This window comes from Paenibacillus hexagrammi (genome assembly GCF_021513275.1).
GTDB lineage: Bacteria > Bacillota > Bacilli > Paenibacillales > NBRC-103111 > Paenibacillus_E > Paenibacillus_E hexagrammi.
In genome coordinates this window covers 2,641,008-2,654,998 of record NZ_CP090978.1, presented here as the reverse complement: position 1 = coordinate 2,654,998, position 13,991 = coordinate 2,641,008, and the positions used below count along the sequence as shown (strand labels likewise).

Annotated in this window: 13 protein-coding genes and 3 pseudogenes; 9 read left to right on the top strand and 7 right to left on the bottom strand. The window is 42.1% G+C overall.

Features of this window, described 5'->3' with window-relative positions; genetic code table 11:
• Window positions 1–244: 244 nt before the first annotated feature.
• Both L0M14_RS11715 and L0M14_RS11710 read right to left on the bottom strand, forming a co-directional pair.
• Entirely contained in the window at window positions 245–1,015 is a 771-nt protein-coding gene (locus L0M14_RS11715; RefSeq protein ID WP_235122250.1) for a hypothetical protein, read from the bottom strand.
• On the bottom strand, window positions 1,012–1,389 hold the full coding sequence (locus L0M14_RS11710; RefSeq protein ID WP_235122249.1) for a hypothetical protein: 378 nt from the start codon (window positions 1,387–1,389) through the stop codon (window positions 1,012–1,014). Before L0M14_RS11710 ends, L0M14_RS11715 begins: the two co-directional genes overlap by 4 nt.
• Window positions 1,390–1,589: 200 nt before the next feature.
• Here L0M14_RS11710 and L0M14_RS11705 point away from each other — a divergent pair, with 200 nt between their 5' ends.
• Window positions 1,590–2,840 carry a hypothetical protein gene (locus L0M14_RS11705; RefSeq protein ID WP_235122248.1) on the top strand — a complete coding sequence of 417 codons (1,251 nt, stop codon included), beginning with the start codon at window positions 1,590–1,592 and terminating at the stop codon, window positions 2,838–2,840.
• A 124-nt stretch (window positions 2,841–2,964) separates the two neighbouring features.
• Here L0M14_RS11705 and L0M14_RS31520 read toward each other — a convergent pair whose 3' ends face one another.
• Window positions 2,965–3,393, bottom strand: coding sequence for a CBO0543 family protein (locus L0M14_RS31520; RefSeq protein WP_311198900.1), 429 nt, complete (start codon window positions 3,391–3,393; stop codon window positions 2,965–2,967).
• Between the two features lie 177 nt (window positions 3,394–3,570).
• Here L0M14_RS31520 and L0M14_RS11700 point away from each other — a divergent pair, with 177 nt between their 5' ends.
• The 4 genes from L0M14_RS11700 to L0M14_RS11685 all read left to right on the top strand — a co-directional run bounded on the left by L0M14_RS11700 (window position 3,571) and on the right by L0M14_RS11685 (window position 5,513).
• Entirely contained in the window at window positions 3,571–3,774 is a 204-nt protein-coding gene (locus L0M14_RS11700; RefSeq protein ID WP_235122247.1) for a hypothetical protein, read from the top strand.
• A gap of 324 nt (window positions 3,775–4,098) precedes the next feature.
• Window positions 4,099–4,632 (top strand): hypothetical protein, encoded by a 534-nt coding sequence (locus L0M14_RS11695; protein WP_235122246.1) that lies wholly within the window; start codon window positions 4,099–4,101, stop codon window positions 4,630–4,632.
• A 106-nt stretch (window positions 4,633–4,738) separates the two neighbouring features.
• Window positions 4,739–5,215: a GNAT family N-acetyltransferase gene (locus tag L0M14_RS11690; RefSeq protein WP_235122245.1), complete on the top strand. Its 477-nt coding sequence runs from the start codon at window positions 4,739–4,741 to the stop codon at window positions 5,213–5,215.
• A gap of 133 nt (window positions 5,216–5,348) precedes the next feature.
• The gene (locus L0M14_RS11685) at window positions 5,349–5,513 is read left to right on the top strand and encodes a hypothetical protein (RefSeq protein WP_235122244.1); all 165 of its coding nucleotides are present in this window, start codon (window positions 5,349–5,351) and stop codon (window positions 5,511–5,513) included.
• Window positions 5,514–5,649: 136 nt separating this feature from the next.
• Here L0M14_RS11685 and L0M14_RS11680 read toward each other — a convergent pair.
• Window positions 5,650–7,082: pseudogene (locus L0M14_RS11680) on the bottom strand (SulP family inorganic anion transporter).
• A 225-nt stretch (window positions 7,083–7,307) separates the two neighbouring features.
• On the opposite strand from L0M14_RS11680, the gene L0M14_RS11675 reads away from it, so the two are divergent.
• Complete coding sequence (locus L0M14_RS11675) at window positions 7,308–7,679, top strand: YidH family protein (RefSeq protein ID WP_235122243.1); 372 nt, start codon at window positions 7,308–7,310, stop codon at window positions 7,677–7,679.
• A gap of 128 nt (window positions 7,680–7,807) precedes the next feature.
• Here L0M14_RS11675 and L0M14_RS11670 read toward each other — a convergent pair whose 3' ends face one another.
• Window positions 7,808–8,461 (bottom strand): phosphatase PAP2 family protein, encoded by a 654-nt coding sequence (locus L0M14_RS11670; RefSeq protein ID WP_235122242.1) that lies wholly within the window; start codon window positions 8,459–8,461, stop codon window positions 7,808–7,810.
• A 301-nt stretch (window positions 8,462–8,762) separates the two neighbouring features.
• Here L0M14_RS11670 and ppsA point away from each other — a divergent pair.
• The 3 genes and pseudogenes from ppsA to L0M14_RS31510 all read left to right on the top strand — a co-directional run bounded on the left by ppsA (window position 8,763) and on the right by L0M14_RS31510 (window position 12,313).
• A pseudogene (ppsA, locus tag L0M14_RS11665) lies at window positions 8,763–11,356 on the top strand (phosphoenolpyruvate synthase).
• A 172-nt stretch (window positions 11,357–11,528) separates the two neighbouring features.
• Window positions 11,529–12,023 carry a hypothetical protein gene (locus L0M14_RS31515; RefSeq protein WP_311198875.1) on the top strand — a complete coding sequence of 165 codons (495 nt, stop codon included), beginning with the start codon at window positions 11,529–11,531 and terminating at the stop codon, window positions 12,021–12,023.
• A gap of 14 nt (window positions 12,024–12,037) precedes the next feature.
• Complete coding sequence (locus L0M14_RS31510) at window positions 12,038–12,313, top strand: hypothetical protein (RefSeq protein ID WP_311198874.1); 276 nt, start codon at window positions 12,038–12,040, stop codon at window positions 12,311–12,313.
• A gap of 2 nt (window positions 12,314–12,315) precedes the next feature.
• Here the strand turns inward: L0M14_RS31510 and L0M14_RS11655 are convergent, their stop codons facing one another.
• Window positions 12,316–12,522 (bottom strand): YwbE family protein, encoded by a 207-nt coding sequence (locus L0M14_RS11655; RefSeq protein WP_235122241.1) that lies wholly within the window; start codon window positions 12,520–12,522, stop codon window positions 12,316–12,318.
• Window positions 12,523–12,539: 17 nt separating this feature from the next.
• Window positions 12,540–13,879 (bottom strand): annotated as a pseudogene (locus tag L0M14_RS11650) (aminotransferase-like domain-containing protein).
• Window positions 13,880–13,991: the final 112 nt, after the last annotated feature.

Below are 13,991 nucleotides of genomic sequence, written 5' to 3'. Positions count from 1 at the left end.
TCAGGCAGGCTACTACATTTCTCAGCAAAGTCCTCGTAGTTTACTACGCAATATAACAAATGAAATCTATTGATGACAAATGTGTGATTCTCAAGCAAGCATCTAGACCGTGATTATCAGATAACAGATGCCGGGATTAATGTGATAGTTGTCTTTGAGTTATTAATTAACAAAACAGCGGTATTCTTAGACTTTATCTCCAAGTCAAAGGCTACCGCTGTAAGAGGCTGAAGCATCATTATATTTAATCGGGTCTGTAATCAATATCCTCTTGATCATTATAAAATGCTGCGTAATTGTACTTTTTAGCATAATCTGCAGCAGCAGCTTCTGTGACCGCTGTATTACCTAATTTCCAAGTTTGAGTTAATGTTAACGTAGGTGTCCATAAAGAATAACCGGAGTTGTTGTACAAGTAGATTTCTTCCCAGGTAGTGCCTAACATATACGAATCTGACTCACCACCGCAATGTTGTGCAAAGCTTGTTTCTCTTGTTAGTCGTGTATTACCCCCACTTGCTGTAAAACGGTAAGTAGTCGGGATAGTCCAATTTTCGTGAGCGACTTGCTTGAACTCAGTAGTTGTTCTTTGAAACACGGTGATGTCAACTGCATTATTTTGTTCAATCACAACTAGGGAGAGTGGATACCCTGTAGGAACACGAACACTGCCAGCCAAAAAACCGACATCCGGACCTCCTTGAAGGAAAATATAATACCCAGCAGTACCAGTTGATTCTCTAGAAGGACCAGAATCATAGAATACCCCAGCATCAACTCCATGCGTTGTTGTGTATATACCAAACATGATATAAGGTACTTCATTCTGTACGCGCTTTCCTTCTAAGTTTATCGCCGTGTGTGTAAAAGCCACTCCCCACGGGAGAATTATTTTTCCACTTGCTTTATTATAGCCGTATTTTGATTCAACAATATAATGATACCCTTCGTTCCAGCTCTGTGGTTTTGAGCAGGTAAATCCGGCCCTCATATCAGGTGCCAGTCCTCGTGTCATCTTTTTATCCTTATAATATTTTTCTTCTGCTCCACTTCCTGGGAAAGCTCCGTTTCCGTAATAACCATACCACTTTGAACGTTATATCGTCTGGTTTTACTGGTAATTGGTTTTAAATAATCTTCTTTTATTTGGACTGCATTTTCTTTTGAAATATGCTCATTTTGAATGAAATTCTGAAGTATCTCTGCAAAACTACCAAGTTTTATAATGTCAGAATCACTAATTCCGTAATCATTAAACAGTTTTTTATCTGCTTGAAATTCTATGGATACTTCATTATTTGGAGTAACATGTGCTGATGTCTTATCCGGAGCAATTTCAAACAAGGTTGTAATTATCATAAACGACAATAAGATTGGTTTCCACTTCAATTTCTGATCCTCCTTGGGGGTTTTAGAATAATTTGATTCGTTAATCGTTTTCAGTTTCCCACCAAGTTTACTTGTTATGCGCAATTCGAAGAAATAATTGTTGGATTTAACTTGATCGATTAAGGGAAGTAGAATAATGTCCACCGTTTTGGAAGATACTGAGAATAACTAAAACTGATTTTCAGTAGGGAGAGGATCTAATGAATCGATCTTCACAAGTATTGTTAATAAAATGTGTTACATTTATCTTAATTGTAGGAATTGGAGTATGGTTACGTTTTTATTTTATTGACTGGAATAAGGAGGATTTTTTTCAACAAATGCAGGTTCGCTTAGCTGGTGATGAAGTAGGCTACGATTTGGCAGCAAGACAGTTGATCGAGAAAGGAATTTACGGATATGCACCTTATGCATACTCAACTGAACCTAATGCTTTTACTACTCCTGGTTATCCTTTATTTTTGGCAGCTTGCTACCTTATATTTGGATATGGAGTAGAGCCACCAATAAAAGAGATTCAGTTAACCCAGCTTGTGATGGATGCTGTTACCGGAATATTTCTTTACTTGATTTCTTTGAAACTACTCCGAAGCTTTCCAATATCCTGTATCTTGTTAATACTTTACTATTTGCATCCTTCATTTATTTTGGCTCCAAGTTATTTGTTGACTGAGACCCTCTATGGTGCTTTTTTTCTATTATTTGTTTTACTATTGGTTCGGTACTTAGATAATGACTTACCAACTAAGTTACAATCACTGACTCTTGGTCTGATTTTCGGAGTCGTTGTATTGATTCGACCTGCTATCGTGCCATTCCTTGGCTTATTTTTAACATGCTTAATAGTATTTTTTGTAAAAAAACGTGTTGTTTTACAAAGTGGTCTTCTTATACTCACTGGTTTCATAACTATAATGCTTCCTTGGTGGATACGGAATTTATTTATTTTGCATAAATGGGTTTGGTTGGCAGAACAAGCTGGGAACCCATTACTTTGGGGGACGTTTCCTTATAACGAAAATCCACCTATAGATGTAAGTAATGACCCTGCAGTTATGAAAAGAATGGCCATGGAAAGAATAAAAGAAGGCTTTCAAAACGAGCCGTTACTTTATATGAAATGGTATACAGTAGGCAAGATATGGATACTTTTGAAAGATATCTATTCTGGTTTTTTAGGTATCCACAATCTTATATTGATTCGTCTGCATAGAATTATTGTTATTATGGGACTGCTTAGTTGGTTGCTTTCCTTATTTGTTGAATGGAAAAATGACAGGAGGATCGTATGGGTTGGTATTCTTATAGGAATTAGTATTCTTGTATATCTGCCTTTCGCCCCAACATCTCGATATTTTTATCCTGTAGTTCCTTTATCATTGCTGGGAGTAGGTTGGTTAATAAGGAGATGTAGTTTTTCAATTATTCGTTTGAAGAAACACAACACATGAGAGTAGCATGCATAGGTCTGTTACATCAACCAGGGTGCCCAGCTGACCTCCTAACCACATGGCTCCTTAGCACCGACGAAAAAGGGCTCACCTATTAGAATTTTCTAATAAGTGAACCCTTTTTTCATTTCATTTTATCAAAGGAAACATCAAAAAGGATCAACAATAGTCCTGTATAAATCACAGAGAACACAAGGCCGACTAATGGATGCCGATGATGAACCCTCAACATAATAAACATAATAAGATCGAAAACGAAAGACCAACATAGATTCCATCCGTTATGATAGGTGATCGAGCCCAATTGGACCGAAATCAATTCCAAAAGCACAAATATAAGTGTGAAAAAAGCAATGTAGCTTCCTTGCTTAAAGAAACCTGTTTGGGTGGGATAGTTAGATAGGTACACCCAGGTAGATAACGGCATGCCAATCAATATAAGGAGAAGCATGGGAATCATTGCAACGGGTAAACCGTTGGGTTCCATTTGCCATAGCTGGTATCGATAACAAATGATTTCATAAAGAGCATTAGATAGCGCTGCAAAAAGCATGGTTGGATAATAAGGCCTCCAATTGCGATCTGCGAATCGAATGGCTGTTAGGATCCAAAGGATCGAGTACGTACACGCAACCATGATATATCAAACTCCCTTAGCGGATAAGATCTAGTATGACCAATAGGTGTTATGGTGATGCAACGGTAAGCACTTGAAGGAGAATAAAACCAAATGGATTGGCAAAAGATACGTTTGACCATTTCGTTGACAGGTGGTGAGGATCATCATGATGTTTCCAATATTGATATTAGCCTGCCTTTCCGCCATTACAACCGTATCTTTAATCTTTCTAGTGAAATATTTCTCGGCTTTAGAAATCATCATGTTCTTTATGTTCGCATCGATCTTTATGATCATTTATTTCCGGGTAACTGAATCCGTTTATCTATTCTTCCAGATTGCAAGAGGAGTTGAGGGGCTTCTCATTTTACAAATGGAGTACAGTTTTATCATCCCAGCTTTATTAGTATGGGTCATTAGCTTCTTATTTCTGCATAAGTTCTTACAATTTGTAATAGGTAGTTGTCTTTGGATTTGTATCAATATGGGGTTAGAGTATGTCAATAAGTGGATCGGTGCAATCATTCAACAAACCAGTTATAGGATTTACACCATCATTTTTGATGTCTTGATAATCATGTTGATGATACTAAGTGTGCGCATTTATAGAAAAATCCGATACCGAGAAGGAATTCACGCATGAATTGGATCAAGCCGTTGCTGCCTGTTCGATTTGATACGAATGAAATCTACACGATTGTCATTTTTCTTTTGATGGCTAGTTTATTAAAGCTGATTCCCAGGAGAATGGAACCTTCTATGTTTTATTTTCTATATACCTTCAACATTTATTTAACTGTAATGGGAGATTACTTTCTTGCAGGAAACCCGCTTAATTTGTACGATACATTAGATCGAAATAGTGGGGAGCTCTTCGATTTTATTCTTCATTTATTTGTATACCCAATGACCATGCTCATCGTATTAAGTATATACTCTAATGGGTATCCATCTTATTTTAAAAAGTGGGGAACCGCCGTATTTATCGTGCTATCCTCTTTGTTCCTTGTGGGCCTAGAATGGATTTCAGCAGAGTATTTCGATTTATATACCTACTATAACTGGAAATTTTGGTATTCTTACATGGTTTATTTGATTACTGTCAGTCTAAATATTTCTGTTTTTATTTTGTTGCGAAATTATTACTTGGAGAAGCGCACGAGGGTAGGGTAGCGGAATAATTGTGTATAACGAAGATACCTCTGTGGATCGCAGTTGTGATTTGATAACATGAAATCAAACGATGTTTCATTTCACAAAACGATATTGGAGGACTAAAATGAATATTATTCTAGCCGAGGTTACAGAAGATAATTTTTGGGATCTCATTCAGTTAAAGTCAGACGAAGTTCAAGAGACGAGAATCCAAATTTTCGAAAGATGGGTGGGCTCTAATGTTTTCTTTCTTGGAGTTTGTCATGTGTATGGTTTTACTGCAAGAGCAATTTATGATGGTGGCACCTTAATCGGATTTGCAAGCTTCGGGTATAGAAAAGAACATGAACGCTATGAATTGATCAGCGTGATGCTGGGGCATCCGTATCAAGGAAAAGGGTATGGAAAGGCGATTCTCCAAGCCATTATTGATACAATGGTTGACTTGTACGAATGCAAAGAAATTTATTTATCGGTCATCCATAACAACGAAAGGGCCATTCGTACCTATGAGAAGATGGGATTCAAACCGACTGGAGAAATTGAAAAAGGATTTCACGATGAACCCGTCTACTGTTTGAAGCTAAACTCGAATGAGTGAGCGATTTGACCTAACTTTGATACCCGTTCGATGAAAAAGATGGTATGTTTGGTTGCCGAATGGTCAGAATAATCATATAATTAAAATAACTCGGTAAGCGTTTTCATCTGAAAATGTCAGGAGGGACTTTCCTATGAATGATACAAAGTACCGCAAGCATGCGCTTGAGATTTGGGATGCATCAAGGAAAGAAACGAAACAAGAACTCCTCTTAGAGTTAAGAGCCAAACAATCAAAGCTGATCTCTCTCTTTACCAACCTTAAGTCCATGATCATTCACAAAAAGTCTGCTCACTGAGTCGAGAAATCGACTCTTTTTCTTGGTTTAAAAAAGAAGCGCGTCGGCCGCAGCCAACATGCTTCTTTTTGTTAGGAGCTCCCGCAGAGAGTACCTGATCAGCTATGCAGCCTTGACTCCACTTAGTGGGATTATTTTAATGTCCGGAAGGAGCAGCGAGTCCAACTTGGTCCACCAGTCTTTTACTTTCTTCATTTAACCCGACAATGGTTACCTTTTTATCGAGTTGTTGATACTTTAACACTGCCTTCGCAATGGCTGTTACAGCTGAATGATCCCAAACGTGAGAGGAACTAAAATCAATCATGACAGTTTCCGGGTCATTCTTATAATCAAACAGATCGATAAAGTGGGCCATGGTGCCAAAAAAGAGCTGTCCGGAAATGCGATAAACTTTTGTTCCGTTCTTTTCGACATCATGATGCGCCTTTATTCTTGCTGATCTCCAGCCATAGATAAGAGCACTTAGAATTACACCTGATACTACTCCAATCGCAAGGTCAGAAGTTGTAACAACAATCGCAACCGTCACGACCATGACAAGTGCATCGCTGCGCGGATTTTAGCAAGTGTTCGTAAGGAATCCCAATCAAATGTACCGATGGAAACCATGAACATCACTCCAACGAGTGCAGCCATAGGTATTTGTTTCACGACATTTCCTAATACTAAGATTAAGAAAAGAAGAAACACCCCTGCTACAAAGGTAGATAGGCGAGATCTGCCGCCCGATTTCACATTAATAACGGTTTGACCGATCATGGCACAGCCAGCCATGCCACCAAAGAATCCGGATACAACATTGGCAATCCCTTGGCCTCTGACTTCTTTATTTTTATCGCTTTTGGTTTCGGTCATTTCATCAACAATCGTCGCTGTCATTAGAGTCTCAGTCATCCCTACTACTGCCAGAGCAAGAGAGAAGGGCAGGATGCTCCAGATGGCTTGTAACGATAATTGAATATCTGGAATATGGAAGAAGGGTAAGGCTTGTGTAATCTGTCCCATGTCACCAACAGTACGAAGATCCAAATGCATGGTTATAGAGATAATCGTCATAACGATAATGGCAACAAGGGCTGATGGAACGGCTTTTGTAAGGAGTGGAAGTAGGTATACAATTGCTAGTGTGCCCGCAACCATCGCATACATTTGCCAATTTGCACTATGAAAGTTGGGCAGTTGAGCCATGAAAATAATAATGGCGAGCGCGTTTACGAATCCAGTAACCACCGAATGCGGGATAAAGGTGATAAACTTCCCGAACTTCAATACCCCCATCAAATATTGAATGACTCCCGTTAGGATGGAAGCAGCGAATAAATACTCGATCCCGTACTTGGCTATAATCGGTCCCATGAGGGATGACATTGCCCCAGTCGCAGCAGAAATCATACCCATTCGCCCGCCAACGATCGAGATCGTCACTGCAATACAAAAGGAGGCGTATAAGCCAACCATTGGATCTACGCCAGCTAGGATAGAGAAGGCAATCGCTTCAGGAATGAGGGCAAAAGCGACCGTTAATCCAGCCAATACGTCCTTTCGGATATTGAACAACCAGCCCATTTTCAGTTTTTGGTAAAGCAAAAACTCAGCTCCTTTTTTATATTATTGACTTCTCAGTCTCAGAAAAGTCACGAGTCCGCTCAACTCTAGTAGGTACATGTTAGAAAAGACTTTCCTCTTTCAGAAAAGCCGGGGTCCGTTAATCAACGCTCTTTATTATACATAGATTGATTTCATATCTCTACCCCTTTTTGATACTTATCTCGAAACAGCAGGAGGTTCCTTATGCAAAAGGAGAGCCATGAATCAACCTTTATGCAACAGCATCTTGCTAATGAACGAACTTTTCTAGCATGGGTTCGAACAGGAATTGCAACCGTTGGGCTTGGCTTCCTAGCCTCAGGAATTATATTTCAATCAGACCAGTATGCGTATTATATTCATAAGATCGCTTCCATAGTGGGAATATGCTCTGTTTCTCTAGGGGTTATCGTGATCATCCTTGCTACGCTTGACTATTTCTCAAAACGAAAAGGCATTAATAATGGAAGCTTTCGTTCTTCCAAAATCATTGTCATTTTTATATTTTTGTCGCTTGTATGTACAGGATTCTTGTTAATTTTACTTATTGGATTGATATTGAATCCGTTTGGTTAAGAATGAACTACTGCGACCTCATTTAGACCTGACAGCAAGAGAGCTGGAGGCCTACAATCCTACAACTAATCGCAGAAGGACGGACCAATACGGAAATCAATGGGCATACGCAATGATCTCGTTTAAGCTTATGCCGTTTGCTTGAAATATCGATACTCCATGTACCACTGATAGAACCAGATTGTAAAACCGTACCAGAAACCGCTTGCCAGGTAAGCACCCATGACATCGCTTGGATAGTGGACGCCTAAATAGATACGGCTAATACCGATCATCAGGACCATACCTATGCACGCAACAATAACAACTGTTCGCCCTGTACGGGTGGGAATGTGTCTCCACAGCAAAAATGCGATCGCTGCGTAGAGAGTAAATGCTTCCATAGAATGACCACTTGGAAAGCTAAAACCCGTTTCGCTAATAAGTCGATGCAGTGAAGGCCGCTCACGATGGAAAATCATTTTTAGAATTTGATTGAGACAAACTGTACCAATTAACAAAACGCCAAACAGTATAAGCTCAGCTCGGTGATGGAGGTACTTATATAGGATGAAGATGGTGGAGAATGAGATCAGTATAACAGCCGGAGAAGATCCAATTTGAGTGAAAAATTTCATGATGCAGGTGAGAGGAGCAGATTCCCAACCTTGAACCCAACGAATAACAACCTTATCGAAATTTGTTATCCATTGAGTTTGTAAAGTGGACGCGATGGCAATAAAACAAATCAGGGTTATTAAACTTAAAAGCATTGTGGATGTTACTTGTCGTTTAGAACGCATAAAAAACTCCCATAAATGTGTTGTTATCCTAATATTGTTGTTATTCATGCCCTGGATTATTCTTTGTGCCAAAACAGAGCAAGTCCAGCTTGAAACCACGTTTCCGCATATAAAAAAGAACCTAGGCCATTTGCCTGGTTCTTTTCCTATTGCATATATAAGTACATGGTGTTATGATAGAGAACAACTGTCTTTATAATCGACGTAAAGACATGGATAATGTATCTTACAATTTAATTGTACCACCCCGGTGAGCTCTTGTCAAATGTTTTCTCATTTTAATGGTTAGGGGAGATATGGAATGAGTTCTTATGTTCTCGGTTTTCATGAAATGGAACAATCGCAGCTTTGGCTCGTAGGCGGAAAAGGGTTACATCTAGGGGAATTAGCCAAAATGGAAGGGATACAAGTTCCGGAAGGCTTTTGTATTACAACAATAGGCTTTCAAAAAGCTATCGAGCAAAACGAGGCGTATCATACGTGGATCGATCGTTTAACCAATTTAAAGGCAGAAGATCGAGCCCAAATAGCCGAAATCAGCAGAAAGCTACGAGAAATCCTTATAAATCTGAAAATTCCGTCCGAGGTTGAGAAAGGCGTAACTCACTATCTCTCCCAATTAGGCGAAGAACATGCTTATGCCGTGCGTTCCAGTGCGACAGCTGAAGACCTACCGTATGCCTCTTTTGCCGGTCAACAAGACACCTTCTTAAATATCATCGGTCAAGCTGCAATCCTGCAGCATATCAGTAAATGCTGGGCTTCCTTATTTACGGAGCGCGCGGTCATCTACCGTATACAAAATGGCTTCGACCACAGGCAGATTCACTTATCCGTGATCATTCAGAGAATGGTGTTTCCGCAGGCTTCGGGGATATTATTCACCGCAGATCCCGTTACCGCGAACCGGAAAGTACTCTCCATCGATGCCGGCTTTGGACTTGGAGAAGCTCTAGTCTCCGGCATGGTATCAGCCGATTGCTACAAGGTGCAGGATGGAGAAATCGTTGAAAAGAGGATAGCAGTCAAACAATTAGCCATCTATGGACGAAAAAACGGAGGAACAGAGACGCGGCAGATTCCTCTTGAACACCAAAAGACTCAAACGCTAACGGAGGAACAAATTTTACAGTTGGCACGTATCGGTAGACGGATCGAGGCTCATTTCGGGCAACCACAAGATATCGAATGGTGTTTGGCTGATGATACCTTTTATATCGTCCAGAGCCGGCCGATTACGACTTTATTCCCGATTCCTGAAACGAATGATCAAGAAAATCACGTGTATCTATCTGTGGGACATCAACAAATGATGACGGATCCTATAAAACCATTGGGATTATCTTTTTATCTGCTAGTTACTCCAGCACGTATGCGTAAAGCCGCAGGGAGGCTGTTTGTTGATGTGGCACCTATGCTGGCAACACCTGTCGGCCGCGAAACTTTATTAAATAATCTGGGATCCGATCCGCTTATTAAAGGTGCGCTTATGACCGTCATAGAGCGAGATTTTATCAAAATGCTGCCCAATGATCAATCTGCTCCGGTTCCGGTCAGAAATCACTCCGACATGCTCGCGCAATTCGAGAACGATCCGACCATCGTATCTGATCTGATGAAGCGTACTCAAGCATCCATAGATGAATTAAAACAAAGCATCCAAGGGAAAACAGGATCGGAACTGTTTGACTTTATTTTGGAAGATATCCAACAATTAAAAAGATCTTATTTAACCCACAAAGCACGGCTGTGTTTATGGCTGCTATGCAGGCTACCACATGGATCAATGAAAACATGAACGAATGGTTGGGAGAAAAAAACGCAGCAGATACCTTATCTCAATCGGTACCGAACAATATTACTTCGCAAATGGGTCTGGCGCTAATGGACGTCGCGGATGTGATTCGTCCTTTTCCTGAAATCATTGATTATTTACAGCATGCTAAAGAGGATAGCTTTTTAGACGAACTGGTTAAGTTGAGTGGTGGCCGGGAAGCTAGGGACACGATCTATGCTTATCTCCATAAATTCGGAATGCGATGCCCTGGTGAAATCGATATAACGAGGACTCGTTGGAGTGAAAAACCAAGTACACTGATCCCTCTCATCTTGAGTAACGTCAAGAACTTTGAGCCTCATGCAGGTAATCGAAAATTTGAGCAAGGACGCCAGGAAGCTTTGGACAAAGAGCGAGAGCTGTTAGAACGATTGAAGACATTACCGGATGGTGAACAAAAAGCCAAAGAAACAAAACGAATGATCGACATCATCCGAAATTTCATCGGTTATCGGGAATATCCCAAGTATGGCATGATTAATCGTTACTACGTCTATAAACAGGCACTGCTAAAAGAGGCTGAACAACTCGTTCAAGTTGGTGTCATACATGAAATAGAAGATATCTACTATCTTACTTTTGAAGAGCTGCATGAAGTCGCACGCACCCATAAACTCGATACCCAGATCATCAGCAATCGCAAGGACGATTACAAATTCTACGAGAAATTAACTCCGCCGCGTGTTCTCACGTCTGATGGCGAAGTGATTACAGGCACGTACAACCGTGAGAATTTGCCGGCTAATGCAATTGTAGGACTGCCGGTTTCTTCAGGGGTCATTGAAGGGCGCGCACGTGTCATCTTAGATGTGGCAGATGCGAATCTAGAAGAGGGAGATATATTAGTTACCTCCTTTACCGACCCCGGCTGGACACCTTTGTTTGTTTCCATTAAAGGACTTGTCACCGAGGTTGGCGGACTAATGACTCATGGTGCTGTTATTGCCCGCGAATATGGATTGCCTGCAGTAGTTGGAGTGGAGCATGCTACTACATTGATCAAAGACGGACAGCGAATACGCGTGCATGGAACAGATGGGTATATTGAAATATTGTAAGGAATGAGCTGTAGATTTCAGTAACGCTTGGATCTTCTTGACAGCCATTCCTAACCATGATATGTTGCAGATAAATCTTAAAGGCTATGTAACCGAAGGGTTCAACCTCGCGAAGTATGTGAGGTTGGGCCCTTTTTTTCATGCCTATTTGAATGCTGAGGAGGAGTAGTATATGTCAAAAGCAGAGAAACTGCTGAAACGTTTAGATGAAATCGGCGAGGTGCTGGAACGGAAGGGGGGAGCGGAGGTGCTGCTGGGGCTGGGCTCTGTTGGGATCGAGACTGATCGGCTGGATGAGTACTCGGATCTAGATTTTTTCGTGATTGTCAAGCCAGGGTATAAGGAGAGATATATCCAACAACTCGACTGGCTGGAGGAGGCTCATCCGTTAGCGTATTCTTTTCAAAATTGCGATGTGGGCTGCAAGATATTATTTGAGGACGGCATTTATGGCGAGTATGCCATATTCGAAGAGCGGGAGCTGGAAAGCTGTATGTATTCCGAAGGACGGGTCGTTTGGATGCATCCTTTGTATACCGGGGTGGACTTCGCAAAACCTGCTCAGCCCGCGCCCAGTTTGAAAGATAGCAGCTTAGAGCACCCACTGAACGAGGCCTTAACGAATTTATATGTCGGATTAGGCCGCTATGCAAGGGGGAGAAGCTGACGGCAATCCGATTTGTGGAGAGCTATGCGGTAGGCAGTATCCTAAAGGTCCTGCATTTGCTCGAGCCCGAAAAAGCTTACTTCCCGGATGCATTCGGGCTGGAGCGAAGGTTGGAGAAGCGGCATCCTCAATTTGCTCAAATCATAGGCGAGATGATGCAGGGATACGATCGGGTTCCAGAATCGGCACTTCGTATTTTACAATACATTGAGAAGGTGTACCCTGTGAACCAGAGGCTTGCTGAGGAAATCAGAAGGTTAGCCGGCAGCTGCCGACAGCAGTACAAATGAGTTTATTCCCCCGATACAATATGCTTAACCCGGCCGACTGCACCGCTTTGCAGCCTGACTTTAATGCCATGCGGATGGTTGGGTGAATTCGTTAAAATTTGCTGCACGACGCCCCGGGTCAGCGCACCTGATCGTTGATCCTGCTTCAGCACAATGTCGACCATCAATCCGGGACGGATGTTCGATCGAGTTTGTCCGCTGTTGTTCATGTGAAAAATCACTCCTTTCAGTGAAGCAGTCGCTTACTTTCATGAAGAATGGCGATCACGCTTGGTTCAATATCCTGCTCATCTACGGCAGATACGCTTAATTTAAGCAGAGTTTGCCGTTCAAATCCAGTCAAATAGCAAGGCTCCTGGGTTTCCAGCCAGATTCGCTTCTTCTTCATACGGTCATGCAGCGTACTAAGAGGGAAGCCATCTGGAAATTCCAGATGTGTATGGACACCAGCATGGACATGAGCGTGCTGAACGCTGTCCATGTCGTTCCACTTGGCAAGGAGCGGTTCAATACCTGCAGCCTGCGGTGGTAGGTGTCGTGAATCCGCTGTTTGCGTCGTTCAAACATGCCGCTTTGAATGTAAATTTCCAGAGCGGCTTGAGACAGCATGGAGCTGTCGATATCCGTCAACCTTTTGTGCCAGCCGAAAGTGCTTCTGAGATCGGGCGGAAGCACGGCAGCGCCGACGCGGAGACCGGGGAAGATGATCTTTGAAAAGCTTTTGAGATAGATGACCCGGGAGCTGCCATAGGCATACAAGGGATCGGACTTTGTATCATTTTCCAGATCGGCTAGGTAATCATCTTCTGCGACATACACGTCATAGCGTTCGGCGAGCCTGACAATGGCCTTTTTGTCGTCTTCCTGGTAGGAGGTACCGAGCGGATTATGAAACCGCGGTGTCGTATAGAACATTTTGATATCCTTGGTTCGAAACAGGGTTTCAAGTTCATCCAGATCGATACCCGATGCCGTGCGTTTGATACCGATGACAGGGATGTCCCTCATTTCAAGGAGCTTGATGAATAAATAATAACCAGGCTGTTCGATGAGAACAGTCTTCTTGCCGTTGGGAAAAGGCATGCCGGCCAAAATCGACAGCGCCTGCTGGACGCCGGAAGTAACAAAGATGCTGTCTGGCTGCGCAAAGACCTGATAATTGGCCAAAAGTTTGCTCAGCACCTTGACCAGTGAGGGCAGGCCCTGCGGAGTGCCATAGGAAAACAGCTCGTACTTGTACATATCGATCGCCTTATTGATGCAGTGTTGAAAATCAAGGTAAGGGAAGACATTTGGATCCGGGGCAGCCGAAGCAAAATTGATGAAAGACGAGTCCGGACGCATAGCGTCGCCTGATTTTTTCACGACGGCATAGTAACCGCTCTGTGGAATGGAGTAGATCAAATGCCGTTTTTCTAAGTCGGTATAAGCTCGGATCACCGTACTTTTACTGCACCCGTAACGGTCCGCCATTTCCCGGATCGATGGCAATTTTTGCCCGGCGCGAAATTCCCCGCCCTCCAGCTTTTGCTCGATATCATTCATTAGTTCCGCATACTTATGCATGTCGGGTTCCTCCTGTGTGATTGACGACCGTCATGCGTCGCCACACCGCACGTCAGTCTCAAACTGTACTGGTACAGTTTGCTTGTTTTTGTGTTGAGAGCTCACCTTCATT